At 70.4% G+C, this 25,215-nt stretch carries 28 protein-coding genes and 1 pseudogene; 12 read left to right on the top strand and 17 right to left on the bottom strand.

What is annotated here, in order from left to right; genetic code table 11:
• Positions 1–20: 20 nt before the first annotated feature.
• From ACN28I_RS26290 to ACN28I_RS26305, 4 genes are all read right to left on the bottom strand, one after another.
• A complete protein-coding gene (locus tag ACN28I_RS26290) occupies positions 21–2,372 on the bottom strand; it encodes a PKD domain-containing protein (RefSeq protein WP_420944682.1) in 2,352 nt (783 codons plus the stop codon).
• The gene (locus ACN28I_RS26295; protein WP_420944683.1) at positions 2,296–5,616 is read right to left on the bottom strand and encodes a myxosortase-dependent M36 family metallopeptidase; all 3,321 of its coding nucleotides are present in this window, start codon (positions 5,614–5,616) and stop codon (positions 2,296–2,298) included. The genes ACN28I_RS26290 and ACN28I_RS26295 overlap by 77 nt, the downstream gene beginning before the upstream one ends.
• A 320-nt stretch (positions 5,617–5,936) precedes the next feature.
• The gene (locus ACN28I_RS26300; protein ID WP_420944684.1) at positions 5,937–6,329 is read right to left on the bottom strand and encodes a hypothetical protein; all 393 of its coding nucleotides are present in this window, start codon (positions 6,327–6,329) and stop codon (positions 5,937–5,939) included.
• Positions 6,330–6,454: 125 nt separating this feature from the next.
• Complete coding sequence (locus tag ACN28I_RS26305) at positions 6,455–7,669, bottom strand: metallophosphoesterase (protein WP_420948718.1); 1,215 nt, start codon at positions 7,667–7,669, stop codon at positions 6,455–6,457.
• A 201-nt stretch (positions 7,670–7,870) separates the two neighbouring features.
• Here ACN28I_RS26305 and ACN28I_RS26310 point away from each other — a divergent pair, with 201 nt between their 5' ends.
• Positions 7,871–8,380, top strand: a complete 510-nt coding sequence (locus ACN28I_RS26310) for a hypothetical protein (RefSeq protein WP_420944685.1) — start codon at positions 7,871–7,873, stop codon at positions 8,378–8,380.
• Here ACN28I_RS26310 and ACN28I_RS26315 read toward each other — a convergent pair.
• A complete protein-coding gene (locus ACN28I_RS26315) occupies positions 8,377–9,024 on the bottom strand; it encodes a TetR/AcrR family transcriptional regulator (protein WP_420944686.1) in 648 nt (215 codons plus the stop codon). The genes ACN28I_RS26310 and ACN28I_RS26315 overlap by 4 nt on opposite strands.
• Before the next feature lie 139 nt (positions 9,025–9,163).
• On the opposite strand from ACN28I_RS26315, the gene ACN28I_RS26320 reads away from it, so the two are divergent.
• Together ACN28I_RS26320 and ACN28I_RS26325 are read left to right on the top strand one after the other, a co-directional pair.
• A complete protein-coding gene (locus ACN28I_RS26320; RefSeq protein WP_420944687.1) occupies positions 9,164–10,177 on the top strand; it encodes a Rieske 2Fe-2S domain-containing protein in 1,014 nt (337 codons plus the stop codon).
• A gap of 54 nt (positions 10,178–10,231) precedes the next feature.
• Positions 10,232–10,753 (top strand): hypothetical protein, encoded by a 522-nt coding sequence (locus tag ACN28I_RS26325; RefSeq protein WP_420944688.1) that lies wholly within the window; start codon positions 10,232–10,234, stop codon positions 10,751–10,753.
• A 6-nt stretch (positions 10,754–10,759) separates the two neighbouring features.
• Here ACN28I_RS26325 and ACN28I_RS26330 read toward each other — a convergent pair whose 3' ends face one another.
• On the bottom strand, positions 10,760–11,260 hold the full coding sequence (locus ACN28I_RS26330; RefSeq protein WP_420944689.1) for a hypothetical protein: 501 nt from the start codon (positions 11,258–11,260) through the stop codon (positions 10,760–10,762).
• A 35-nt stretch (positions 11,261–11,295) separates the two neighbouring features.
• Complete coding sequence (locus tag ACN28I_RS26335; protein WP_420944690.1) at positions 11,296–11,796, bottom strand: cupin domain-containing protein; 501 nt, start codon at positions 11,794–11,796, stop codon at positions 11,296–11,298.
• A 131-nt stretch (positions 11,797–11,927) separates the two neighbouring features.
• On the opposite strand from ACN28I_RS26335, the gene ACN28I_RS26340 reads away from it, so the two are divergent.
• Positions 11,928–13,217, top strand: coding sequence for a citrate/2-methylcitrate synthase (locus ACN28I_RS26340; RefSeq protein WP_420944691.1), 1,290 nt, complete (start codon positions 11,928–11,930; stop codon positions 13,215–13,217).
• An 83-nt stretch (positions 13,218–13,300) separates the two neighbouring features.
• Entirely contained in the window at positions 13,301–13,576 is a 276-nt protein-coding gene (locus ACN28I_RS26345) for a hypothetical protein (protein ID WP_420944692.1), read from the top strand.
• A gap of 88 nt (positions 13,577–13,664) precedes the next feature.
• Here ACN28I_RS26345 and ychF read toward each other — a convergent pair whose 3' ends face one another.
• The 9 genes from ychF to ACN28I_RS26390 form a co-directional block, all read right to left on the bottom strand.
• Positions 13,665–14,774: a redox-regulated ATPase YchF gene (ychF, locus tag ACN28I_RS26350; protein ID WP_420944693.1), complete on the bottom strand. Its 1,110-nt coding sequence runs from the start codon at positions 14,772–14,774 to the stop codon at positions 13,665–13,667.
• Between the two features lie 45 nt (positions 14,775–14,819).
• Positions 14,820–15,359 carry a F0F1 ATP synthase subunit B gene (gene atpF / locus ACN28I_RS26355; RefSeq protein WP_420944694.1) on the bottom strand — a complete coding sequence of 180 codons (540 nt, stop codon included), beginning with the start codon at positions 15,357–15,359 and terminating at the stop codon, positions 14,820–14,822.
• A gap of 117 nt (positions 15,360–15,476) precedes the next feature.
• Positions 15,477–15,707 (bottom strand): ATP synthase F0 subunit C, encoded by a 231-nt coding sequence (locus ACN28I_RS26360; protein WP_420944695.1) that lies wholly within the window; start codon positions 15,705–15,707, stop codon positions 15,477–15,479.
• Between the two features lie 143 nt (positions 15,708–15,850).
• A complete protein-coding gene (gene atpB, locus ACN28I_RS26365) occupies positions 15,851–16,891 on the bottom strand; it encodes a F0F1 ATP synthase subunit A (RefSeq protein ID WP_420944696.1) in 1,041 nt (346 codons plus the stop codon).
• Positions 16,891–17,292, bottom strand: coding sequence for a hypothetical protein (locus tag ACN28I_RS26370; protein WP_420944697.1), 402 nt, complete (start codon positions 17,290–17,292; stop codon positions 16,891–16,893). Before ACN28I_RS26370 ends, atpB begins: the two co-directional genes overlap by 1 nt.
• On the bottom strand, positions 17,289–17,552 hold the full coding sequence (locus tag ACN28I_RS26375) for an AtpZ/AtpI family protein (RefSeq protein WP_420944698.1): 264 nt from the start codon (positions 17,550–17,552) through the stop codon (positions 17,289–17,291). Before ACN28I_RS26375 ends, ACN28I_RS26370 begins: the two co-directional genes overlap by 4 nt.
• A 142-nt stretch (positions 17,553–17,694) precedes the next feature.
• Positions 17,695–19,101 (bottom strand): putative metal-binding motif-containing protein, encoded by a 1,407-nt coding sequence (locus tag ACN28I_RS26380; RefSeq protein ID WP_420944699.1) that lies wholly within the window; start codon positions 19,099–19,101, stop codon positions 17,695–17,697.
• Positions 19,102–19,106: 5 nt separating this feature from the next.
• Entirely contained in the window at positions 19,107–19,286 is a 180-nt protein-coding gene (locus ACN28I_RS26385; protein WP_420944700.1) for a hypothetical protein, read from the bottom strand.
• Positions 19,222–20,052, bottom strand: coding sequence for a hypothetical protein (locus ACN28I_RS26390; protein ID WP_420944701.1), 831 nt, complete (start codon positions 20,050–20,052; stop codon positions 19,222–19,224). The genes ACN28I_RS26385 and ACN28I_RS26390 overlap by 65 nt, the downstream gene beginning before the upstream one ends.
• A 107-nt stretch (positions 20,053–20,159) precedes the next feature.
• On the opposite strand from ACN28I_RS26390, the gene ACN28I_RS26395 reads away from it, so the two are divergent.
• The 5 genes from ACN28I_RS26395 (at position 20,160) to ACN28I_RS26415 (ending at position 23,312) form a co-directional block, all read left to right on the top strand.
• Positions 20,160–20,462 (top strand): autorepressor SdpR family transcription factor, encoded by a 303-nt coding sequence (locus ACN28I_RS26395; RefSeq protein WP_420944702.1) that lies wholly within the window; start codon positions 20,160–20,162, stop codon positions 20,460–20,462.
• Positions 20,459–21,106 (top strand): SdpI family protein, encoded by a 648-nt coding sequence (locus ACN28I_RS26400; protein WP_420944703.1) that lies wholly within the window; start codon positions 20,459–20,461, stop codon positions 21,104–21,106. Before ACN28I_RS26395 ends, ACN28I_RS26400 begins: the two co-directional genes overlap by 4 nt.
• 20 nt (positions 21,107–21,126) lie before the next feature.
• The gene (locus tag ACN28I_RS26405) at positions 21,127–22,095 is read left to right on the top strand and encodes a CPBP family intramembrane glutamic endopeptidase (RefSeq protein ID WP_420944704.1); all 969 of its coding nucleotides are present in this window, start codon (positions 21,127–21,129) and stop codon (positions 22,093–22,095) included.
• 75 nt (positions 22,096–22,170) lie between these two features.
• Positions 22,171–22,527 carry a hypothetical protein gene (locus tag ACN28I_RS26410; RefSeq protein WP_420944705.1) on the top strand — a complete coding sequence of 119 codons (357 nt, stop codon included), beginning with the start codon at positions 22,171–22,173 and terminating at the stop codon, positions 22,525–22,527.
• 8 nt (positions 22,528–22,535) lie between these two features.
• A complete protein-coding gene (locus tag ACN28I_RS26415; protein WP_420944706.1) occupies positions 22,536–23,312 on the top strand; it encodes a hypothetical protein in 777 nt (258 codons plus the stop codon).
• 5 nt (positions 23,313–23,317) lie between these two features.
• On the opposite strand, the gene ACN28I_RS26420 is transcribed toward ACN28I_RS26415, so the two are convergent.
• Positions 23,318–24,106, bottom strand: coding sequence for an SAM-dependent methyltransferase (locus tag ACN28I_RS26420; protein ID WP_420944707.1), 789 nt, complete (start codon positions 24,104–24,106; stop codon positions 23,318–23,320).
• A 168-nt stretch (positions 24,107–24,274) separates the two neighbouring features.
• On the opposite strand from ACN28I_RS26420, the gene ACN28I_RS26425 reads away from it, so the two are divergent.
• A complete protein-coding gene (locus ACN28I_RS26425) occupies positions 24,275–24,805 on the top strand; it encodes a YbhB/YbcL family Raf kinase inhibitor-like protein (RefSeq protein WP_420944708.1) in 531 nt (176 codons plus the stop codon).
• A gap of 72 nt (positions 24,806–24,877) precedes the next feature.
• Positions 24,878–25,129: pseudogene (locus ACN28I_RS26430) on the top strand (PAS domain-containing protein); the annotation flags it as partial.
• Between the last annotated feature and the right edge of the window lie 86 nt (positions 25,130–25,215).

The raw sequence follows: 25,215 nt of genomic DNA on the forward strand, positions 1-25,215 counted from the left end.
AGAGGAGGAGGGCGGCGGTGTCAGTTCAGCCAGCGGCGGCGGCGCAGCAGGCCGAGCAGCGTCAGGCCGAGCATGCCAGCCGGGGCACCCGCGCCCGTGGAGGAGCAGCCGCCCTCGTCAGGCGTTTCCACGGGCAGCGTGGCCGAGGCCTCCACGGTGGCGCTGTGCGACATACCGCGGGCATCCGTCACGGTGAGACGGAAGCCGTAGGTGCCGCTCGCGGGCACGTCCACGCTCAGCACCGCCTGGGTGGCGTTGTCGAGCTGCATGGGCGAGCCGGCCGTCTGCTCCCACTTGTAGGTGAGCGCTTCGCCATCCGCATCGCTGGAAGCCGAGCCATCGAGCGTCATCGACGCCTGGCTGCCAGAGACGATGACGCGGGCCTTGGCCACCGGGGCCACGTTGTCGGCGGGCGTGACGGTGACGGTCACCGTCGAGGGCTCGCTGTCGAGGGAGCCATCGCGCACCACCAGGCGGAAGGCGAGCTCGGTGGCCGCCTTGACGTCCGGCGCCGTGAAGGACGGCGTGGCGGTGTCACCCCCCGCCAGCATCACCCACGGGCCACCCACCTGGATCCACTGGTACGACAGGGCGCCGCCGTCGGCGTCAGCGCTGGCGCTGCCGTCGAGGCTGGCCGTGGCACGGGACACCGCGGAGACCGCGGCACCCGCGTTGGCCACCGGCGCACGGTTCACGTTGCGCACGTTGACCACCACGTTCTGGCTGGCCGAGGCCACGCCATCGCTCACCGTCACGCGGAAGGTGAAGGAGCGGTCGCTGGTCACCTCGCCGGCCGCGAAGGAGACCGTCGCGGTGTCCTCACCGGAGAGCGTGAACGGGGCGCCGGACACCTGCGTCCAGCTATACGTCAGCGCGTCGCCGTCCGGGTCCGAGGCCATGGCCACGAGGGAGGCGGTGCTCCGCTCATCCACCGTCACCGCGGCCGCCGTCACCACCGGCGCACGGTTCTGGTTGTTGACCATCACGTCCACCGTGTCGCTCACCGTCACCTTGCCGTCGCTCACCGTCAGCAGGAAGGAGAGCGTCTCACCGGAGACCGTGTCCGGCGCGGTGAAGGTGGCGGACGCCATGTTGGCACCGATCAGCGCCACCGGAGTGCCGGACACCTGCACCCAGGAGTAGCTGAGGGTATCGCCGTCCGCGTCGCTCGCGGAGCCGCTGAGCGTGACGGACTCGCGCTCGTTCACGCTGCCGTCCACGCCCGCGTTCACCGTCGGCGCGCGGTTGAGGTGGCGCACGTTCACCACCACGTCACGGCTGGCCGAGGCCGTGCCGTCGCTCACCGTCACCTGGAAGGTGAGCACGCTGTCGGCGTTCACCTCGCCCGTCGGGAAGGACACCGTCGCGGTGTCCGCACCGGAGAGCACCACCGGCGTGCCGGACACCTGCGTCCAGCTATAGGTCAGCGCATCGCCGTCCATGTCCGAGGCCGTGGCCTCGATGGAAGCGGTGCTGCGCTCGTCCACCGTCACGGACGACGCCATCACGATGGGCGCACGGTTCACGTGGCGGACCACCACGTCCACCGTGTCGCTGGCCGTCGCCTTGCCGTCGCTCACCGTCACCTGGAAGGAGAGCGTCTCGTCGAACGCGACCTCCGGCGTGGCGAAGGAGGCGGACGCCTTGTCGTAGTTGCGCAGCGCCACCGGCGTGCCGGACACCTGCGTCCACAGGTAGCTCAGGGTGTCACCATCCGCGTCGCTCGCGGAGCCGGACAGCGTGTAGCTGCCGCGCTCGTCGGTGGTGCCATCCAGGCCCGCGTTCACGGTGGGCGCGCGGTTCACGTTCTTCACCCGCACGCTCACGGTGTCGGTGACCGAGGCCTTGCCGTCGCTGACGGTCAGCCGCAGCACCACGTCGGAGTCGGTGGTCACCTCGGGGGCGGTGAAGGACGGGCCGGGCGTATTGGCGCCGGTGAGGGTCACCGCCGGGCCGGACACCCGCGTCCACGCATAGGTGAGCGCGTCGTTGTCGAAGTCCAACGCGCTGCCCTTGAGGGTCACCACCGTGCGCTCGTCGGCCGTCACGTCCGGGCCGGCCGACACCACCGGCAGGCTGTTCGCGCAGGCGCCCGTGTTCGAGCAGATCTTCGTGAACGGGGTGTTCGTGATACCGGAGAAGGACAGGTCATCCAGCACCCAGCCCGTGGCGGCGGCACCGTTGTCCGCGCCGATCCGGAAGCGGATCCGCACCGACTTGCCCGCGTAGCTCGTCCCCAGGTCCAGCGAGACGGGGAGGAGCGTGGGGAAGCCCGGGCTGGTACCGGTGATGGTGTTACGGCCCGCCAGCGGGTTCAGGTTGCCGGCGTAGACCTCGAGCGCGCCGGTGTACAGGGGCGTGCCGATGTCCACCCACGTCGCGCCGCCGTCCTCGGAGAAGCTCGATGATGGCGCCGTCGTAGTCGGCCTCGAGATCGTAGGAGTGACGCCAGTTGATGACGAGCGGCTCGGTGCTGCTCACGGTGAGCGGCGGGGAGACGAGGCGGATGTCGCTCGCGGCGCCCAGGTTCGGGCCGAACCAGGCCCGGTTGAGGTCGGTGAACGCCACCAACTCGAACTCGCCACGGGCCAGCGTCGGCACGTCCTCGCGCGTCCAGGGCAGCTTGCCGAGCGAGGCCTCCACGGTCTCCGTCGGGGTCGCGTTGGGCACCTCGTTGTAGTGCACCTTGAAGGCCACCGAGACCGCCTTGTCACCCGGGACGGCCTGGCCGTCGTCACGCAGGGCGAAGCTGAAGTCCACCCGCTGCGCCATCGACGCGCCGTTGAGCGTCACCGGGATGGACGCCGTGGCCTCACCGCCCACCGGAATCTCCGGGAACGTGACCGAGCCACGATTGCCCACCGTCACGCCCGGGGTGGGCGAGAAGACGGTGACGCTGGTGCTCGTGGCCGACGTCGAGCCCCTGTTCTTCGCCACGATGACCAGGCGGCCCGTCTCCCCGTTGTCGAGGATGCCGTCCGCGTCGCCGGGGCTCGTCAGGGAGTCCGCGAAGGAGATGGACTCGAAATCCACGCTGGCGCCCAGCGCGAAGCTCTCCACCGCCCCCACGTGGTTGGTGGAGTAGCGGTCCGGAGCCACCGCGCCCACACCGGCGCCGCGCTTGGCGAAGGCCCGCCACAAGCGCTCACCGTCGGCGGGGTCGTTGGCGTAGGCCGCCGCCAGCACCGCGTCACGCGCCTCCAGGAAGGTCGGCGCCACGGGCGTCATCTTGTACCCGTTGACCAGGTAGCTCTTCATCCGGTCCTGCGCCTCCTGGAACGGATGCGCGCGCAGGAGCGCCACGTAGCACTCCCACAGCATGGTGGCCCACACCTCGCCCGAGTTGTGCACCTGGGAGTTGACGCCGCCCGGGGACATGGGCACGCCGGTGGGCAGTGCCACGCCATCGGTGATGTGGCGGAACGTCAGGGCGTTCTTGGCCATGTCCGCCGAGTACGTCACGCGGCGGATACCGAAGAACGTGGAGTCCGCGGAGCTGCCACGCGTGGCGTACTCGGCCGCGGCGTAGGCGCCGTTCCAGTTCGCGTTGGAGGGGACGTTGATGTCCTCCGGGCGCGTCACCATCAGCAGCGCGGTGAAGTCACCCCAGCCCTCGCCCATGGCGCGGCCCTGGTTGTTGACCAGACCGGCCGAGTTCCCGACGAGGCGGTTGCTGATGTAGTGGCCCCACTCGTGCGCCACGATGATGTTGTCGACCGTGCCGTCCAGGTCGATGGTCGCCGCGCGGAACAGCCGCACGTTGACGCCGGAGGCATCGCGCACCTTCTTGCCGTCCGCCTGGGTGAGGCGCAGCACGGGGATGGTGATGGTGGCGGAGGTGCCGCCCATGTTGGCGACCGGGCCTTCCGCGTTGTCCGCGACGATGACGCCGATGGCGCCCGCGGCCTGCGCGTTCGCCATCTTGACCGTGAAGTCGCACGAGCCACGGTCCACCAGGGCGATCTTCCCGGCCACGTCCGCCGCGTTCGTCAGCTCGGTGCACGCGTCGGTGTTGGTGGAGGTGGGGACGGTGGGGTCCACCGCGTCCAGGGCCGCCACCACGTCACCCGTCACATCGAAGATCTGCGGGCCGAAGCCGGTGGCGATCCCCACCGGGTAGTTGCCCGCGATGGAGGCGGGCGCGTTGACCGTCAGGCGCGCGTTGCGCGGGCCGGTGAAGAGGTACATCTGCATGCGCGGGGACGCACCGTCCGCCGGCGTGGACATGTTGGCGTTGTTGGTACCGCTGTAGTCCTGCGCCTGCGCGCGGATGGCGTCATTGCCCAGGCCGCCGCGGCCGAAGTTGTTGGTCTGCGCGTTGCCGGAGACCTCGTCGAAGCCCGCGTCGTAGTACCAGTCGTGCAGCCAGTTGTTCACGAAGAAGAGGTTCGTGGTGGCCGCGGCGATCTGCTCCGCGTTGGCGTTCGGCTGGAGGTCGAACAGCATGGTCCGGTCGAACACGCCCGGCGCGGTGACGGTGGGGCGCAGGTCGCCCGTGTTGTAGTTGTCCGGCGCGACGAGGTCCGCGTACGCGTCCACGTTGTTGCCGCGCGTCTCCGTGGCACCGTCCGCCAGCCAGGGGTCATTCTGGCTGAAGGGCGCGTTCTGCAGGGTGACCAGCGAGGGCGCCACGTACGCCGGGATGAAGCCGCTGCCCGGCGCGCCCGTGGGGTGCGGGGTGGCGTTGATGCCCGCGGGGCCGTCATGCGGGGTGTACGGCGGCGTGGTGTCCGCGAAGGTGCGGTAGCTGAACTCCGCGTCCGACGTGAGGTTGTTGCGCATCAGCAGCCGGCCATCGGCCGCGGACACGACGTAGGAGTAGTAGTCCGACTCCTGGCTGTCCGGACGCCCCGTGTTGAGCTCCACGTAGTAGGCGGGCACCAGCGCGTTGGGCAGCGAGTAGAGCACCTGCTTGACGCGGGCCGGGATGACCAGCGTCTCGTCCAGCGGACGCGCGTAGGCGGCCAGCTCGTAGTGCGAGTACTTGCCGTCCGACACCTGCTTCTCGCTCAGGCGCTTGAGCAGGCTCGCGTCCAGCGCGGAGCCCGTCAGGTCCCGGTAGGCCAGGGAGATGGCCTCATGGGCCGGCAGCGTGAAGCGCATGCGCGCGGCGGGCACGTCGGCGGAGACGTGCTTGGAGAGGGTGCCGGAGATGGCCACCACCTCGTTGTCGCGGTCCAGCAGGACGTTGAGGCTCTGGCGGAAGACCTCGATGCCCGAGGCCTCCTGGGCGAGTGTCACCACCTTGACGCCCTGGGCGCTCCGGCTGACGGAGACGACCCGCGCGCCCGCCGACTCGAAGGAGCTCAGTCCATAGAGGGCGGCATGCTCCGCGACCTGCACCATCGCGGCGTCCTCGGGCGCCATGCGCGCGTACGCCGCGCCCAGCTTCGTGTCCGCGCCCTTCCTGGCCCAGATGAACGTGGGCGCCTGGGTCAGCGCGTCCACATGGGCGATGCGCGCCCTCGACTCCTTCACCGGCTTGAAGCCAGCGATGGCTCGGCCCGAGGGCTTCGCGTCCTGCAGTGCATCGTAATTCGGCAACGAACGGGCAGCGGCGCCAGTACCAGACAACACCAGCGCCAGCCCTGACAGCGTGGCAACCAACCTTCTCACGTGGGGAAGCTCCCTTTGGACGACGGCGGGGGAGCTCCCTCGAGACCCGTGGAAGTGCCCCGGCACCATCGCCGGAACGCCCAGGTCACCGCGGGTGGCTCCCAGGTGACTGATCTGTCACCTGGTGAAAATCGTAGTGCCCTCGTGCAGGTAGGTTCAAATGCCACACCGGCACTTTCCACCCATTTTCTCCAGCCCGGGCGGAATTCACGCCCGCTGAGCTGGGGAAAAGAGGGATTGTATGGCATCCCGGGCAGGAGGCGGGGTGCGAGAGGCCGGCCGATGATGATGCGGAGCCCGGACGCGCGTACCACCCACCATCAGCTGGCGTGCAGGGCGCTCGGAAAGGGGCGGAAGCCGAGCGCGGCCTCCACGAAGGCGCGCAGCTCGCCGGGAGCCCACGGCATGGCGAGCGCGAAGTGGATGATGCTGGCCTGGCTGAGGGTGGAGGCTTCCTCGGGGCGGAACTTGCTGGACAAGAGAACGCGGGGGCCGGGGTAGTTGCGCTCCACCAGGGTGGCGAGGAAGTCCGCCGCGCCCTTCGCGTCCGCCAGCCCCAGGTCGATGATGATGGCGGTGGGCGCCGGCTCGAGCTCGAGCAGGGGCAGGGCCAGGGCGAAGGTGTTGACGGGCAGCAGCTCGAAGCCCGGCGACAGCTCGCGCCGGGCGGTGTCGCGCAGCAGGGCATCGTCCGCCACGAAGAGGACACGCATGGGCGCGGAGGTGGCCCGGCCTTGGGACGCGGAAGGCACGGACGCAGGCTAACGCCGGAGTGGAAGAAGGGGCAACGCATCCCTCCGCGATACGACAGCCAGTGAACCCGGCGCGCACCTGCGAGCTACGCGCTCACGAGTGTCAGCTCGGTGATTTCGGGCGCGGGCCCCAGGCGCAGGGGTGGGCCCCAGTAGCCGGTGCCGCGGTGGGTGTAGACGCGCACCCCGGCGATGGTGGCCAGTCCCTGGATGACGGGCTGCTGCAGCTTCACGAAGGCCATGAAGGGGAAGAGCTGTCCGCCGTGCGTGTGCCCGGAGAGCTGCAGGTCCACGCCCAGGCCCCGGGCCAGCACCGCCACGCGAGGCTGGTGCGCGAGCAGCAACCGGGGCACGCCCGCCGGTGCGTCCGCGAGCGCCACGTCCGGCCGGCACGCGTGAGACGGGTCCATCCGCCCGCCCTCGAGGTCCGTCACGCCCGCCACCGTCAGGCGCGCGCCCCCGCGCTCCACCACCCGGTGCGCGTTGTTCAGCACGGTGAGCCCCAACCGGGCCACCTCGGCGGACCAGGAAGCGCCCCCGTGGTAGTACTCGTGGTTGCCGGTGACGTAGTAGACGCCCAGCGGCGCGCGCAGGCCGGCGAGCGGAGCCACCTCGTCGCGCAGCCGCGTGACGCTGCCGTCCACCAGGTCCCCCGTCACCGCCACCACGTCGGGCTGGAGCGCGTTCACCTGCTCCACCACCCGCTGCATGAAGCGCCGATCCAGCGTGGGGCCGATGTGGATGTCGGAGATCTGCACCACCTTCATGCCAGACAGCCCCGCGCCCAACCCCTTCACCGGCACCGTGACGCGCTCCACACGCGCGGGAGCGCGCGCCGTGCGGAAGGCGAACAGCATCGCCGGCACCACCACGCCCACCACCGCCAGGGCCTTGTCGCGCGCCAGCAGCGGCGCCGGGCCCACGAGCCGCCACACCCACCCCACCACGTCCGCCGCCACCGTGGCCGTCAGCAGCAGCCCGAAGGCGCCCATCCACAACATGCCGCCCCAGTGCAGCACCTGCTCCTTCCACGAGGGCTTCATCCGCGTGGACGCCATGGCCGCCGGAATGGACGCGAAGCCGAGCCACAACACCGACCAGCCGAGCCCCGCCCACGGCTGCGCCAGTCCCGGGTCCGACACGAGCCGCACCCCGAGGTAGTAGTGCAGCGCGGCCACCAGCCCCACCATCATCGTCAACATCAGGATGCCCCGGAGGATGAGCCCCACGGGCACATGTCCCTGGGGGCCATCGCGCTGGGGCCCGGCGTGTGGACGGCTGGACGGGGAAGACGCCTGCATGGACATGCCGGAGAAGATAACGGCCACCGCTCGTGCTCGCCCGGCAACCGGGCGGACGCCCGCCGTGCCGTCTTGATGGAGCACGCCATCCCCGCCTCCCCACGAGCGGGCGGCCGGGGGCAGGACACACGGGGGCTCCTCCATTCTTATTCTTCCAGCATGAATTCCTCGTACACCCAGCGAATCGGTCGGGCGCTCGGGATGGCCGCCCTGCTCGTCTTCGGAACGGCGGCCGCACAGAGCGGGGACCAGTACCTCTTCCTGCGCACCCCCAACGCCGCCATCACGGCGCGCGTGACCGGGGACAGCGTCAGCGGCCCCGACCTCCAGCTCTCGCGTGACGGGAAGACGCTGCGCGGGAGGGCCTTTGGCCAGACGGTGTTCCTCGGCCTCAACGGCAAGGAACTGGGAGGCACCGTGGGCCGGGAGCTGACCCGGTTGAGCTTCGAGGACAAGGACGGCGTCACCCACGCCCGGGGCTCCTTCTACGGCCGGCTCACGGAGCTGAACATCAGCGATGAGGAGCTCACCGGGACGGTGGGCCCGTGCAGCTACGAGCTGCGAGCCACCCGGGACGGGAGCTACGTGGGCTCGCGAAGCTGTGGAGGCCCGCCGGAGCGGCCCGTGATGCTCTCGATTCCCCCCGCGCTCGCGCAGCAGGGCACCGCGATGACGCTGGCCACGCTCGGGCTCCTGCTCGGCGTGCCCTAAGCCGGGCGCGCCGGGGACTCGGGGTCCGCGGCATGGGCCCGGAGGAACGTATCCAGGTGGTCCTCCAGGAAGCGCTCCACGTCCAGCGGCCGGCAGCGCGCGCCCGAGAGCTGCACCTGGTGCAGCAGGCCGAGAACCACCGGGCACACCAGCTCCAGCGCGGCGTGGCGCACATCGCAGCGCCGCAGCTCTCCGTCGGCGATGTGGCGTGACAGCCGGGCCTCGGCCGCCTGCAGCGTGGGCTCGAGCAATTCCTGCACGTACACGGGGCCCAGCTTCTCGTGGCCCACGCTCGCGGTGAGGCCGAAGGCGTGCACCGCCCCCACCCCCATGCGCCAGCCGATGAGGAACTGCTGGAGGAACCACCCGAGCGACTCGCGCACCGGGCCGTGAAACTCCGTGGCGGTGGCGTGCAGGTACGGCAGGCCGCGCCGGTGCATGTCCGCCATCACCTCCGTCAGCAGCGCCTCGCGCGAGCCGAAGTAGTGGCGCAGCGTGGCCACGCTCACCCCGGCCACCTCGGCGAGCTCGCGGAAGCTCGCCTGCGCCCCGTCCTTCGCGAGCAGGCGCACGCGGACCGCCTCCAGCAGGCGTTCGCGCTCCTTCTCGTAGTCGGCGTTGCGGCTCCCCTTCACCCGGGCCATACGCTCTGAATAACCCGCGTGGGGTAGGAAATCCACCTTCCCCCAGGCCTTGCCACCCCTGTTGCCGCACTTCGACTTGAAATTAAATAAACCATCCTGAATATTCTATCCCGAAAGCAGGACAGAGGAGAGGACTTCCATGCTGGACGGTTTCGCCGACGAGGGTTTCGCGGACGTGTGGACGCCGGTGGCGATGTCGAAGGAGGTGGGCACGGCCCCTCACGCGCTGACCCTCGCCGGGGAGCGGCTGGTGCTCTTCCGCGACCCCGAGGGCCGGGTGTCGGCGCTGCATGATCAGTGTCCGCACCGGGGCGTGAAGCTGTCGCTGGGGAAGGTGGGCAAGGACGGGTGCCTGGAGTGCCCCTTCCACGGGTGGCGCTTCGCCTCGGGCGGGGCGTGCACGCACATTCCGCTCAACCCCATGTCCGAGGAGAAGCGCCAGCGCTTCGCCGCCACGGCCTTCCCGGTGCGCGAGCGCGGAGGCCTCATCTGGGTCTACACGCGCCCGGGCGCCGAGGCTCCGGATGAGCCGTCCGTGCCCGCCGTGATGGAGCAGCCCGGCATCCACGTGTGGCACTACGCCGAGACGTGGAGCGCGCACTGGACGCGGGCGATGGAGAACATGCTGGACACCCCGCACCTGCCCTTCGTGCACCGGCGCACCATCGGTGGAGGACTGGCGCGGCGGATGAAGCCGGACTCGAAGATGGAGGTGCAGGTGCACCCCACGCCCACGGGGTTCCGCACCACCTGGAACCTGGATGGAGGGTCCGCGGAGGCCTACCTGGACTGGCTGAAGCCGAACGGGATGTCGCTGAACATTCCCATCCCCCGGCGCATCATGAACCTGTTCATGTGGTGCGTGCCGGTGGACGCGAACCACACGCGGATGATGCTGGTGAGCACGCGCGACTTCCTGAAGTTCCAGCCGCTCGCGGCGCTGGTCGACCACTTCAACAAGCGCATCCTCCGGGAGGACCAGGCGGTGGTGGAGTCGAGCTACCCGGTCGAATCCCCGCCGGTGTCCGAGGAGCGCAGCGTGGCGACGGACCGGGCCACGCTGGCCTTCCGCCGCTGGTACCTGGAGCGCAAGAAGCGGGGCGGTGGCCAGGAGCCCGCCGCCCTCACCGAGGCCCCGCCGCTGGCGAGCTGAGCGCCCCTCTCGGGCTGGCCGCGGGGTTATGCTCGCGGACACAGGGGTGCGACCGTGGCGAAGACGGAAGAGCGCGAGCTGAGGAACCTGCTCGAGACGACGCAGTCGGAAGTGAAGCGCCTGAAGGCCGAGCTGGCCGCACGAGAGAAAGCCGCCCCCTCGGCGCCCTCGCGGGACGAGAAGCAGGAGGCGGCGGAGCTCCAATCCCTGCGGACGCAGGTGCAGTCCCTGGAGAAGGAGAATGCGGCTCTCCGATCGGCGCGCGCGGAAGTCGAGAAGCAGCTCGCCACGCTCACGGCCGGCCTGGGCGAGTCCCGGCGGGAAGCCACCCTGGCGCGCGACGAGGTGAAGCTGCTGAAAAAGCAGCTCGAGGCCACGAATCAGGCGCTGGCGAAGTCCAAGGCCAAGGTGCAGCAGCTCAGCTCGAAACCCACCCCAAAGCGCTCGTTGGTGGAACGGGTGCGCGCGCTCTTCGGTGGCGGCAAGCCGTCGGAGGAGCTCGAGGCCGCGCGGAAGGAGATCGCCCGGCTGAACCAGCAGCTCAGTCTGGCACAGTTCAAGCGGCGGGGACGCTGACCGGGCTCAGGGTTGCTCCGGCTTGCGCTCCAGTGCGTCGCGGTTGCGGGGCGCGAAGAAGCGCTCGCGCAGGAGCCGCGGGAGCGCGCGCTTGTCCACGCACAGGAGCTGGAGCGCGTCGTTCCACTCGCCGAGCACGGCGATGGCGCGTGCGTCGGGAGCCTCGCGGTAGAGGCTGTTGAGGTTGTGCACGAGCGCCCAGAGGTCCTCGACCTCCCAGCGCTCGGACGTCTCTCCAGCGAGGACATGGAGCTCCAGCACGGGGCGCTCGCGCACGTCGACGACCTTGAAGCGCTTCGCGGCGCCCCCCATGGCCATGGTGAGCGGACCCACCAGTTCATCGGGCCGCACGCCGAGCGCCACGGTGAGGCCGCCCTCGAGCAGCCCGGCGTCGCACAGGCGCATCAGGGACACATGGGGAGGCTCGGCGGTGTTGATGACCTCCCGCGCCGCTTCCCGGTCCTTGAGGAGGCGCGAGCGTTCGAGCGAATCGAGGAGGGAGGCCATGGGACCGCGAGGGTGCCACGGCGTCTCCCCGGGGCTCAACCTTCCTCGCCGTCCCAGTAGCCCACCTGGGCGGCCAGCGGCAGGTAGGCCTCCAGGGTGCGTGCGGCCTTGTTGCCCCCGGGAGCGGCCCCGGCGAGCACGCCCACCTTGTTGGAGTCCGGGTACACGATGACGTCGGGCTCGAGCATGGTGGAGAAGGCGAGGTAGCGCAGGGGCGCGTCGCCCTCGTTGAGGAGCTGGTGCGCGCACGAGGGCCCCGAGGGGAGCGCGACGTAATCCCCGGCCTTCAGGGGCACGGTCTCATCGCCGAGCCGCAGCGTGCCGGAGCCCTCGAGGATGAAGAGGGCCTCCTCGTTGGCGAGGTGGTAGTGGCGGGGCCAGGACTGCTTGCCGGGGAGGAGCTCGAGGAGGCTGCACCCGAGCTTCTGTCCGTGGGCGGCGGCACCGAGCTGCTTGCGGCGCATGGCGACGCGGGAGCCGCGGGTGGTCTCGGTCCAGGGGATGTCTTGCGCGTTGACGACGTGGGGATGAGCCATGACGGACTCCGTGAAGGCGCCCCCTCTCCCTCTGGGAGAGGGCTGGGGTGAGGGTCTACGGCCCGCTCCTCGTGTCTCATCTCGACGCTCCGTCGAGTCGAGTCGATAATGCGCGCCGGGAGACATGACGAATGGTTAAAGCGCGGGAGCCCAAGGCTCAATCTCGATTCGACAGTCGACATGAGGAGCTGGTGCCCGCGAACGAAGCGGCGGCGCTGTTGGGGGTGAAGCGGGCGACGCTCTACACGTACGTGAGCCGGGGCCTGGTGCGGTGCGTGCCGGAGCCGGGGACGAAGGAGAACCGGTACGTGCGGGCGGACCTCGAGCGGCTGAAGGCGCGGCACGACGCGCGGGCGGGGCACGCGGCGGTGGCGGCGGGAGCGCTGCGCTGGGGCGAGCCCGTCATCGACTCGGCGGTGTCACGGGTGGGGACGGAGGGGCTGGCGTACCGGGGCCATCCAGCGGTGCGGCTCGCGGTGGAGGGGCGGAGCCTCGAGGACGTGGCGGAGCTGCTGTGGACGGGCACGCTGCCAGCGCAGCCGGTGCGCTGGCCCTCGCCGGAGCTGCCCGTGCCGCCCTCGGCGGTGGCGGAGCTGGTGCCGAGGCGCTCGCCGCCCCTGGCGGTGCTGCTGGTGGTGGTGCCCCTGCTGGGCGCCTGGGATGACGTGCGCTTCGCGGCCCCGGCGGAGCAGGAGCGGCTGCGGGGGCGTCGGCTGTTGCGGCACCTGGGAGCCTGGGTGTGCGCGGCGCACGCGCCGGCCCGGGTGGCCCGGGCGCTGAAGGAGGAGACGGTGGCGGCCTCGCTGGCGGTGGCGTGGGGAGCCACGGCGAAGCGGGCGCCGGAGATGCTGGACCGGGCGTTGGTGCTGTGCGCGGACCACGAGCTGAACGTGTCCACCTTCGCGGCGCGGGTGACGGCCTCCTCGGGGGCGGACCTGTACGCGTGCGTGAGCGCGGCGCTGGCTGCCCTCTCGGGGCCGAGGCACGGAGGCGCGTGCGACCGCATCGAGGCCCTGCTGCAGGAGGTGGGCAGGCCGGAGCGGGCGCGCACGGTGGTGCACGAGCGGCTGCGTCGGGGCGAGTCGGTACCGGGCTTCGGGCACCCGCTGTACCCGGAGGGAGACCCGCGCACACCGCCGCTGCTGGAGGCGGCGTATGCCTTCCGTCCGGAGACAGTGGGTGTCCGGGTGCTGCGCACGGTGGAGGAGACGATGCGCGAGGCGGGACACCCGGCGCCCACGGTGGACTTCGGACTGGTGGCGCTGGCCTCGGCGCTGGAGCTGCCCGCGGGAGCGGCGGCGGCGCTGTTCGCGGTGGGGCGCGCGGCGGGCTGGGTGGCGCACGTGCTGGAGCAGCGCGAGCAGGGACACGTGCTCCGCCCGAGGGCCCGCTACGTGGGGGCCCCCGTCTCCGTGCCCTGAGCTGCCGTGAGGTCCGTCACCTGGAGCACGGCGGATGACAATGCGCTGGACTCCGCTCCCGCCCCGCTCTACCCGGACACTCCATGAGCCCCTTCGCCCGCCTCCAGATGATGCTCCTGCTCGGCAACGTCGCCTTCATCGGCGCCTGGGCCGTGGCCCTCACCCGCCCCGCGGGCTGGCAGTGGATCGGCGCCACCCTGCTCGCCTTCTTCGTCGCCATCCGCGTGGGTGGCATGTGGCTGCGCGCCCGGAAGTTCCCCGACGAGGGCCGCTCCCGCCGCGCCGCCATCCTCTCCAGCGCCATCGCCGCGCTCGCCGTCGCCATGTGGCTCTACACCGCGTTCCGCGGGCCCGCGTAAGACGCCCCGGACCCCGCAAAGCACAGAGGGTGCCGGGACCGCCTTCGGTCCTCTCGGCACCCTCTCGTGGGCAGACCGGGTGGGCTCGTTACACGTTGAAGCGGAAGTGCATGCAGTCGCCGTCCTGCACCACGTACTCCTTGCCTTCCACGCGCAGCAGGCCCTTCTCCTTCACCGCCGCCTCACTGCCGTACTTGAGGAGGTCTTCCCACCTCATCACCTCGGCCTTGATGAAGCCGCGCTCGAAGTCCGAGTGGATGACGCCCGCCGCCTGCGGCGCCTTGTCACCCTTGTGGATCGTCCACGCCCGGCACTCCTGCTCGCCCACCGTGAAGTACGTCTGCAGGCCCAGCAGCTTGTAGCCCTCGCGCACCACCTTGTGCAGGCCCGGCTCCGTCAGCCCCGCGCTCTCCAGGAAGCCCGGACGCTCCTCCTCGGGAAGCTGCTGGATTTCCGACTCCATCGCCGCCGCCAGCACCACCACCCCCGCGCCCTCCTTGGCCGCCATCTCCCGCACCCGCTGCACCATCGGGTCCGAGTCCTCCTTGCCAATCTGCTTCTCGCTGATGTTCGCCACGTACAGCACCGGCTTGTCCGTCAGCAGGAAGAGATCCTTCAGCACCGCCCGCTCCTCGGGCGTCAGCTTCTGCGCGCGCACGGTGATGGCCGAGTCCAGCGCCGCCTTCACCTTGTCCAGCACCACCAGCTCCGCCTTGGCCTCGTCGCCCGCCTTGCCACCCATCTTGGTGTTCTTCTGCGAGCGCTCGCGGCGCTTCTCCACCGTCTCCATGTCCTTCAGACACAGCTCGGTGTCCACCACGTCCCGGTCGCGCACCGGGTCCACGCCACCCTCCACGTGGGTGACGTTGTCGTCCACGAAGCAGCGCAGCACGTGCAGCACCGCGTCCACCTGCCGGATGTTGCCCAGGAACTGGTTGCCCAGTCCCTCACCCTTGGACGCGCCACGCACCAGGCCCGCGATGTCCACGAACTCGAGCGAGGTCGGAATCTTCTTCAGCGGCTTCACCAGGGCGGACAGCTTGTCCAGCCGCTCATCCGGCACCGGCACCACGCCCACGTTGGGCTCGATGGTGCAGAACGGGTAGTTGGCCGCCTGGGCCCCCGCCGCCGAGAGTGCGTTGAACAGGGTGGACTTGCCCACGTTGGGCAGACCGACGATGCCGATGGAAAGCGCCATATTGGATTCCTGAACAGCGGTGCGCGGACCCGGAAATCCGGACGGCTACGCCCGGCCCTGGGTCGTGCCCTTGACCGGCAGGCCCGCCACGAACTGCTCGGCCAGCGCGCGGTGCTTGGTGTCGTCCAGGCGCTCGTTGAGCAGCTTGCTGGCCACTTCCATGGACAGGTCCACCGCCATGGCCTTCACCTCGGCGATGGCCTTGGACTTCTGCTCCTCGATCTCGCGCATCGCGCCGGCCTTGAACTCCTCGGCCTCCTTGCGGCTCTTGGCCATCAGCTCCTCGCGGAACTTCTCCACCTCCTGCTGATTGCGGCGGAGCATCTCCTGCGCGTCGCGGCGGGCATCGGCGATGGCCGTCTTCTGCTCGGTGAGCAGCTTCTCGGCCTCGGCGCGCTCCCGCTTGGCCGCCTCGATGGAGCTGGCGATCTGCTTCTCGCGCTCCTCGACCAGCGACAGGATGGGGCCCCAGGCCTTCGCGCGCAGGATGAAGGCGACGATGATGAAGGTGACGAGGGTCCAGAAGATGAGGCCCGGGCGGACCTCCACGAAGCTGCTGGCGGCGAGAACGTTGGGCAGGAGCATGGCGGCCTTCGGCGGTGCGGCGTCAGGGGGACTGCGGGTATCTCTTCAATGATGCAAGGGCCGGCGCCCCCCGTCTGGAGCGGGCGCCGGACCCCGGGTCCTGCTCGAAGCCTGAAGCTAGGCCTTGATGGCGAGCAGGATGCACACGACCAGCGCGAACAGCGTGGCGCCTTCGATGAGGGCCGCGGCGATGATCATGGTGGTGCGGATGTCACCACCGGCGGCCGGCTGACGGCCCGTGGCGTCCATGGCGGCGGCGGCCAGACGGCCGATGCCCAGGGCGGCGCCGATGATGGAGAGGCCGGCACCGATGCCGGCGGCGAGGAAGGCGAGAGCGACGTTGGTCATGGGAGTGCTTCTTCTTTCTTCGGAGGGGACCCACTTGTGGGGGGGTCGTTGCTGCCCTTTTGGACGACCTCCGGCGACCTTTCGAATCGCCGGGTACTCACCGGGGCCCCGGACTCCAGGGCCCCGCTCACTTGGGAAGGAACTCAGGAGCCCAGCATGTGGGCCTTGCCGTGGTCGTGGCTGTGGCCCGCCTCGCCGTGGCCGTGCTCCTCGGCGTGCGCGTGGTGGCCCATGGCCACTCCCATGCCGATGAAGAGCGCCGAGAGCATCGTGAAGACGTAGGCCTGCACGAAGGCCACGAAGAGCTCCAGCAGGTAGATACCGATGGCGAACGGCACGCTCACGAAGGCGACCGCCGGGTGGCCGAGCATGAAGATGAGGCCCAGCAGGAAGAAGATGACGATGTGGCCCGCCAGCATGTTGGCGAAGAGACGGATGGTGAGCGCGAAGGGCTTGGTGAACAGGCCCAGGAGCTCCACCGGAATCATGATGGCCCACAGCGACCAGTGAACGCCGCCCGTCAGGTGGGCCAGGTAGCCGCCCAGGCCCGCGGCGCGGATGCCCGCCACCTGCGTCATGACGAAGGTGCACAGGGCCAGGCCGCACGTGACGGCGATGTTGCCCGTGGCGCTCGCCATCCAGGGGAACAGGCCCAGCAGGTTCATGAAGAGGATGAAGAAGAAGGCCGTCAGCAGGTAGGAGGTGTAGCGCGGGCCCTCCTCCTTGCCGATGTTCTTGATGGCCAGCTCGTCACGCACGAAGAGCACGAGCATCTCGAAGAGGTTGGCCGCCGTGCCGCGGGGCACCAGCTTCGCCTTGTCGCGGTTGCTCCAGATGAGCAGCGAGCCGATGAGCAGCACCGCCGCCAGCCACATCATCACCGTGTGCTTGGTGATGGAGAGGTCCAGGCACCCCGCGCCCAGGCTGGGGATGGCCTCGCCATGGTCCGTCATCTGCTTCTGGCACCCCCCCGCCTTCAGGGGGACGAGGATCTCCGGCAGGTGGATGGGGATGTGGTTCAGGCCGAAGAGATCGTAGAGGGGAACCTCGATCTCCAGCTCCCGCGAGTCGGAGACGTGGTGGAGGATGTAGCCCGCGACGTCTTCCTTCTCGCCCTCCGCCGGCTCGCTGGCAAAGGCCACGCTGGCGACCAGCCCCACGAAGAGAACCATTGCCTTGCGCATCACTCGTCTCCGCCCGCCGCGTCCCGGGACGCGGCCATCACGTAGCTCACTTCAATCCACTGCAGCACGAAGTAGGTGCCGAAGAACCCCGCCACGAACGCCACCGGACTCAACCCCGTCTGCACCGCCCACAACAGCCCCACCACCACCCCGACGGCCCTCAGCCCGAATACCACCCCTACCGCCTTCATTGCCGCCTTCAAGTCCTTGCGCACCGCTTGCCGCTTGAGCACCAGTGCCACCACCCCCGTCGCCGCCGCCAGCACCACCCCGATGAAGGCCGACTGCCGGGCCTCCGAGGTCTTCGGAAGGAAGGCCGCCAACGCCAACCCCGCCCCCGCCACTCCCGCCGCCAGTCCGGCATGCTTCCGGAAGGCCATCTCCGCGTCGTGCTCGCTCACCGCTTGCGCTTCCCCAACCGTGCCATCTCGCGGAGGAATCCGTAGAAACCCACGGAGATGCCCACCAGACTCAGCCCCAGCAGCAGCCAGGGACCCGTCCCCAACCACTTGTCCAGGTAGTACCCACCCAACACTCCCACCACCGCCCCGCCCACCAGCTTCCACACCGCGGCGATGTACGGCTGCGCCGCCCGCATCTGCCGGGCCGTCTCTCCCAGCTCGCTTCCGTCCGAGTCCTTCCGGGGCTCCTTCTCCACCATCGCCACAACCCCCGGTAAAACCACGGGTTTGCCTTCCGACCTCCCCGCCGTTCCTACACGCGGGCGCCGCTTAACATTGAAGGCGAGCAGCGCGCAACCGCCACGCTGCCGGAGGGGTCCGATCTAGAAGGGGGGGGAATGCCTAGGGCAAGCCGAAGTCCGACTGGAAATCCACCTTGAAGCTGCCGGTGGACGAGGCGGGCTGGATGAACACCTCCACCCGCTTCACCTGGCGCAACACCCCCTGCACATCCGGGGAGCTGTTGGCTCCCACAATCCAGGTGCCCCCGTCCGGAGGCAGGGGGATGTTGTGCCGGATGTACTCCGCCCCGGTCGAGTCGAGGATCGGCGAGACGGCCACCAGCCGCAGGAAGCCGCCCGGCCCGCACAGCAACACCACGGGTTGGCGGTGCGGGGACCAGCTGCTCACCCCCCCATCCGGATTCGCCACGGTGCCCGCGTCACTGACGACGTCGGCGGAGAACCGCAGTGTAGTCAAGGGGCGCGAAAGGTCCCACGTCCCGCCATCCCGCTCGGCCCAGAAGACGTGGGTGTTGGCGCCCGAGCCCGTCCACACGTCCCCCGTGACGACGTCGGCTGGGGTGGCATTGGGGATGGTGCTGGTCTTGAGGCACTCGCCCGTCAACCCATTGAGGGCCTGGCCCAGGTGCCGGGCGCCGAACACCACCGAGGGGTCCGCGCTGAAGCGGATGGGCCCGCCACAGTCCGGCTTCTCGTCCGCGATACCGTCGCAGTCGTCATCCTTCCCATTGCACGTGTCGAGCGGCGCGGGGGCGTTGACCTGCTGGCAGACGTCCTTGCCGCCGGGGCAGGCCCGGACGCCCTCGGCGCAGATGCCGGACTTGCCGGGGACGAGGCACGGCTCGCCCAGCTGGGCGGTGTCGTCCGTCCCCCCGTTGCAGTCGTCGTCCAGCCCGTTGCAGAACTCGTAGGCGCCCGGATGGACGTTGCCGCTGTCCGGGCCGCAGTCATTGGGGTTGTCCACCCAGCCGACCGGCTGCTGGCAGAACGTCCCCGTCCGCTCGGGGTCTCCGAAGCCATCGTTGTCCTGGTCGAGGTAGTAGAGCGAGCCGCCGAGCCCCTCGTCGGACACTCCGTCGCAGTCGTTGTCGTAGCTGTCGCACTGCTCGGGGGCGCCCGGGAAGAAGAGCCGGCCGCCCGCGGTGGGATTGTCGTTGCAGTCCTCTCCGTTGGTGACCGTCGGCACCGACTGGGGCGGTGCGCAGCGGTAGAGGGGCCGGGCGAGGTTGCCGAAGCCGTCCTCGTCCAGGTCCTCGTAGTAGGTCACCGGACTGCCGCCATCCAGGCAGGAGCCCCCGTCCAGCACCCGGCCGGTGCAGAAGGGCGCCTCCCGCTCGCGGCAGCACACGCCATCGTCGCAGACGAAGCCGCCGTCCCCGCACTCCGCGTCCTGCTGGCAGGCGTAGTAGTCGCGCACCTGGGGCACCTCGTAGCAGGCGAGGGCCAGCACGGCGCAGGCGCCCAGGGCAACGAGGACAGAACGGACGAGACGGTCGATGGGGGACATGGGCACTACTCGGACTGGGAGGAGAGGAGGTCGAAGACGAAGAGGCCGGAGCCCACCGCGGTCAGGCCCGCGCCCGCGCCGAGCAGCACGTTGCCCGTGCGCGCGTAGCGGCCCGCCTGCTCATAGACGGGGCTCGCCGCCGTGAAGCTGGTGCAGTCGCGCCGGGCCCCCGCGCAGGGCTCCACCCCCCGCAGCGCCCCCCGGGACAGCCCGCCCGCCACCAGCGAGCCCGCCACCGCGAGCGCGCCCAGGCTGAAGGTGACATAGGAGGCCGTGCGCAGCCCCTTGCCCCGCGGGGCCCGGGACTCCCCCGACTGGGGCAGGAAGTCCGGCCGGAGCTTCCAGACGCAGGCGCACGCCCTCGGGAATCCGCTCGCGGGTGAGGGACGCCTCGCCCGAGGGCAACAGCAGGTCCACCTCGTGCGGCCCCGCCGTCAGCGCCACCACCTCGCCCGGCTCGGTCATCCGCCCGTCCACGCGCAGCCGGGCCGTCCCCGGTGCCACCACCCCGCCCCAGCCCTTGCGCGCGAAGTCCGGCACCAGCGCCGCCACCACCGGCCGCAACTCCCGGGCGAGCGCCGCCGGCGCCACTGTCGCCACCGTGCGCCGCTCCACCGCCCCGCGCACCGTGTCCACCCAGGCCACGTCCACGTCCATGGTGCCCCGGGGCCTGTGTACCACCCCCAGCACCAGCACGTGCTCCGTCTTCACCTCCGCCGCCACCGCGCGCAGGCACGCGTCCTGCGCACCGCACCGGCCCGGCAGCAGCCCCGCCGGGGCCTGGGTGACCTCGAGGCCCGTCAGCTCGCGGGCGATGTCCTCCGTCAGGCCGAGCAGGCGCTGCGACTCGGCCGCGCCAAGGGAGCCTCCGTGCTGCAGGCGCACGGCGAGCCGCTCCGCCGCGGCCGCGGGCAGGGAGAGGAGGAGGAACAGGAGCAGGGTCCGCTTCACGGCGAGGCACTGTAGCGCAGGTGACCCGGGGGTCCCACTCGGAGGCGCCACGGGCTTTCGAAAGGGCTTGAATTTCGATGTCCGTCTAAATAGATGGATATCGAAATATGGCCCCTTCTTCCCGCAGCCCCTTCGAGGCTCTCGCCGACCCGACCCGCCGCGCCATCCTCCGGCTGCTGCGCCAGGGCTCGCTCACCGCCGGTGAAGTCGCCGCGGCTTTCGAGCTCACCCGCCCCACCCTCTCCCACCACTTCAAGGTGCTCGAGTCCGCGGGCCTGGTGCGCTCGGAGAAGCGTGGCACCCACGTCGTCTACACGCTGCAGAGCAATGTGCTCGAGGACCTGGCCTCGGAGCTGCTGGAGCTGACCGCCTCGGTGAAGGCCGCCACCCGCCGGAAGGGCAAGGCATGAGAGCACCCCGCTTCAACCACGCGGACATGGCCAGCCTCGGCCTCGCCACCCTCGGCCTGGCGCTCTCCGCCCTCCTATACCCCCGCCTGCCCGAGCAGGTCCCCGTGCACTTCGACCTGCACGGCGTGCCCGATGGCTTCCTCCCCCGCTCCCAGGGCGCCGTCCTCCTGCCCGTGCTCGCCCTCGTGAGCTGGGGGGTGGTGCGCCATGGCGGCGCCCTGCTCCCCTCCCGCCCCCGCGCCGCGGCCGCCCGCTCGCCCATGGACGTGGTGGCCCTGAGCAACGTGGCCCTGTTCACCGCCCTCCATCTCCTCATGCTCTACGTGGCCCTGGGCCGCGCGGAGGCCATCGGCACGCCGCTCGCGCTCGTGTGCGGCGTCTCCTGTCTCCTCTCCGGCCAGCTCATGCCCCGGCTCCGCCGCAACCCCTTCGCCGGTTTCCGCAACCCCTGGGCCCTGAGCTCGGACGAGGTGTGGCAGCGCACCCAACGCTTCGGCGGCTACTGCCTGACGCTCGGCGGGCTCGCCACCCTGGGCCTCGCCCCCTTCTCCACCCCCGCCGCCCTCACGGCCCTCGTCGTGTCCGGCCTCGCGCCGGCCCTCTACTCCTTCCTCCTCTCCGCCTCGCCCGTGCGCGAGCGCTGACAGCCCGGAGTTCCTCCACCATGCACGCCTCCCCCACGTCCCGGCTCGATACGCGCGGCATCGCCGCCTTCGTGGCCATCGCCTACGGCTTCTCCTGGTTGTGCGTCCTCGGCTTCGTGCTGGGCTTCGGCACCGAGCCGGGGAAGGTGCCCAACGCGTTCAAGGCCTTCGCCGCCCTGTCCATGCTCGGCCCCACCGTGGCCACCCTCCTCGTCGCCTGGAAGGTGTCCCCCCTGCCCTCCCTCAAGCGGGACACGGGCCTGGGGCTCGGCCAGCACCGGCTGCGCTTCTTCCTGCTGGCGTGGCTGGGCACTCCCGTGGTGGTGCTCGGGGCCCTGCTCCTCTCCGCCCTCGTCTACCCCCAGATGATGGATCTCACCGGGCTCTCCGGCGTGCGCGCCATGCTCGCGCAGCTACCGCCCGGGTCCGAGGAGAAACTCGGCAAGCTCGCCGACCCCCGCGTCTTCCTCGCCCTCCAGGTGGTGCAGGGCATGCTGTTGGGCCCCTTGCTCAACGCCCCCGTCATCTTCGGCGAGGAGTGGGGCTGGCGCGGCTACCTGCTCCCCCGGCTGCTGCCGCTCGGCCAGTGGCGCGCGCTCATCGTGAGCGGCGTCATCTGGGGCCTGTGGCACGCCCCCCTCATCCTGCTGGGCCACAACTACCCCCAGCACCCCGTGCTCGGCATCCTCCTCTTCACCGTGGTGTGCGTGCTGCTCGGCATCCTCCTCGGCTGGATGCGGCTGGCCACCGGTAGCATCTGGTCCGCCGTGATCGCCCACGGCTCCCTCAACGCCCTGGGTCCCATCGTCGTCGTGCTCGGACACGCGAGCAATCCGCCCGACACCGCCCTGGTGGGCATCACGGGCTGGCCGGGGTGGGTGGTGCTCGCCGCGCTCGTGGGCGTGCTGGTGCTCACCCGGCGGCTCCCGGTGCGCGGACTCGAGCGGACCCGGGACGTCCCCGAGGACGCGCACACCTCCCAGGTGTAGGCCACCTCCGGCAGGGCGCGGCCCATGCCCGCCTGGGTTGGTTCGATTGCGGCTTCCCTGGTTACGCTGTCCACCATGAGGACCGCCACCTCCGTCGTTCTGCTTCTGGTCATGGCCGCCTGCCGGAGGATGCCGCCGCCGGGCAGCGGTGCGCAGGGCTTCATCCCCGACTCGGTGAAGGGCAATCCGGCGGAGCTGGTGTGGGGCCAGCCCTACTCCTTCGTCGAGGCCAAGGCACGACAAGAGCTCTCCTTCTCCGGGAATCTCAAGGCGATGGTCGAGTACGTGGAGAAACATGGCGGGCAGCTCGAGCTCTGGATCCGCTCCGCCAAACATCTCGACGGGGCGACACGGATCTCCGGGCCGCTCGACCGACGTCTGCAGCGGCTCATCAACCAAGGCAAGGCCAGCTTGCTGTATTACCCTCCCTAGGCTCGTCCATGCCGAAGCAGAACCTCGAGACCCAGATTCATCTGCCGCCGGAAGCCCCCTCGAGCGCCGGGGCACGGGAACTCCTGTCACTCGCCTTCGGCGAATTCCAATGGTTCGTCCCCGCCCGGTATGGAGATGCCGACCTGTCCGAGCCCGTCCCCTCGGGCAAACCCATGCTCGATGCGCTCATGGCCTATTACGAAGAGCACGGGCACCTGTGCGTGGCGGCGAAGACGGACCAGGACTACGTCTGGCTCTTCCCCTGTAAATCCAGCCCCACTCCCTACCAGGGCAGCATCATCTGGGTGACCTCCGCGACCCACACGAGGAAGGACTCCTGGCGAGCAGCACACGCCGCGCAGATCCTCGATTTGATGCACCTCCTCCAGTCACCTCTTGCCCTGTCCACACTGGAAGAAGACTTCAAGCGGAAGACCCAACGGCTGGTGCCCGAGGGGATCGGCTTGAAGCGCATCCCCACCGTGCGCGACTACAGCGAAGGACTCGCGGGCCTCGTCTGGCGCAACTTCTACGGTGCCCCCTTCGTGCGCATGTTCGGTCCACGGCTCGATGCCCTGCCCCCCGGGTGCCGCCAGCCGAGAGGGGAGGACCTCGTCCTCGTCCAGCCCTACGAGCTCCCCACCGAGGCGGGCACCGAAGCAGGCATTGCCCGCGAACGCGAGCTCATCTCCCTGCTCGGCCCTGAGTGCTTCTACGACCACGAGCACCACACCCTTCCCTCCCGCCGCCCCATCCTCGACGCCCTCGGCCAGCCCATCCACTGAGCCGCTCAAGGCCCGCGCTGGAGCAGCCAGAGCGCATCCAGCAGCTCCGTCGTGAGCAGCCTGCTCTGGCGCTCCTGCTCCGCGACGAATCCCCGCACCCGCTCCGCCACCTCGGGGTGGCGCACGGCGAGCGCCTCGGCCCGGCGGCGGATGAGCTCGGTGTTGCTCGCGTTGTAGGCGTCCGTCTCCTCCGCGGAAGGAAGGCGCTCACCGACCAGCCGGTCCCCATGCGACTGCATCAGGCGCCGGGTCTCCTCCAGGTGCGCATAGCCCTCCAGGTCCTCCGAGGCGTCCAGCGCCACGCCCTCGGCCACGAAGCAGTCGTTGATGACGAGGTACCCACCGGGCCGCACGCAGCGCCGCAGCGCCTCCACCGTCTCCGCCGCGTTCCCCAGCACGCGCCCCACCGCGAGCAGCATCACGACGTCCATCCCGCCCACCTCGCGCACCGCCTCGCGCAGGTCCCCCTGGCGGAACTCGCACGCGCCCGCCAGCCCACGCTCCGCCGCATGCCGCCTCGCCTCCTCCACGAAGGGCGCGAACCCATCCACCCCCAGCACCCGGAAACCGAGCTCCCGGGCGAGCGCCAGCGCCACCGTGCCCTTGCCACACCCCAGGTCCAGCACGCGCGCCCCGGCCGGCAGCCCCAGTGGACGCAGCAGCCCGACGATGTCGCGCACCTCGGTCCCCAGCTCGTCCAGGTCCGCCAGCAGCTCCGGCAGCAAGGACAACAGCTCGGGAGTGGTCTCGAGCGCTTCCGCCACCTGCTCTTCCAACGACTCGTTCCGGCTCATGCGGCAAAGCTCACAGACGGGCCCGCGGTTCTCCAGGGGAAACAGCCAGCGCAGCGCCCAGGAGGATGACCGCAATCGCACCCGCCCGCCGGGCCCTCCTCGCCGCGAGGTTCCTCCGTTCCCAGCTTGCTCTTGGACCTCTTCACCCAGAGCCGGAGGACCCCACGCATGCCCATCCCATTCCAAATCACCTCACCCCGCTTCAAGGACGGAGAGACGATTCCCGTCGCCTATACCTGCGAAGGCGATGACCTCCCACCGCCCCTCCACTGGGAGGGCGAGCCGCCGGGCACGCGCAGCTTCGCGCTCGTGATGCAGGACCCCGATGCGCCGGACCCGGGCAACCCCCAGACCACCTGGACGCACTGGGTGCTCTACAACCTGCCGCCCAACATCCACGACATCCCCGAATCCATGCTCCCCGAGAGCCTCCCCGCGGGCGCCCGCGAGGCCCTCAACGACTGGAAGCACATGGGCTACGGCGGCCCGTGTCCGCCCATCGGCCGCCACCGCTACTTCTACCGCGTGTTCGCCCTGGACACCGTGCTGCCGGACATGGGGCACGTCACCTGGAAGCAGCTCGAGGCCGCCATGCAGGGCCACATCCTCGCCCAGACGGAGCTCATCGGCACCTACGAGAAGGTGCAGGGCTTCAAGGATCGCCAGAAGGAGGAGGTCCGCCACCACCGCCGGCACTGACCCCCGGCCAGGCCCGGAAAACACCCGGGCCTGCTTCCCCCCCACCCACCCGGAGTGCCATCCTCACTCCCCGTGACGACGCCCGACGGAGCGGGGGGGGCCCCGTACCAGAACCTGGATACGCTGCCATTCGCCCTGGCCGTCGTCCGGGACAGCCGCATCCTCCACGTCAACGCGGCGCTGCTCGAGCTGCTCGGCATGCCCCGCGAGGAGGTGCTCGGCAAGCTCTTCGAGCTCTTCTCGGCGCAACAACAGACGTTCCTCGCCGAGCGCCACGCGCTCCGGCAGCGGGGCGAGCCCGTCCCGGACACGTACGAGACGGTGATGCGCACCGCCACCGGGGAGCGGCGCGTGGAGCTGTCCATCTCGAGGAACGGGCCGGACACGTGGATGCTGGTCCGGGATCTCTC

It is taken from the genome of Archangium gephyra, assembly GCF_049060025.1.
Lineage (GTDB): Bacteria > Myxococcota > Myxococcia > Myxococcales > Myxococcaceae > Archangium > Archangium gephyra_A.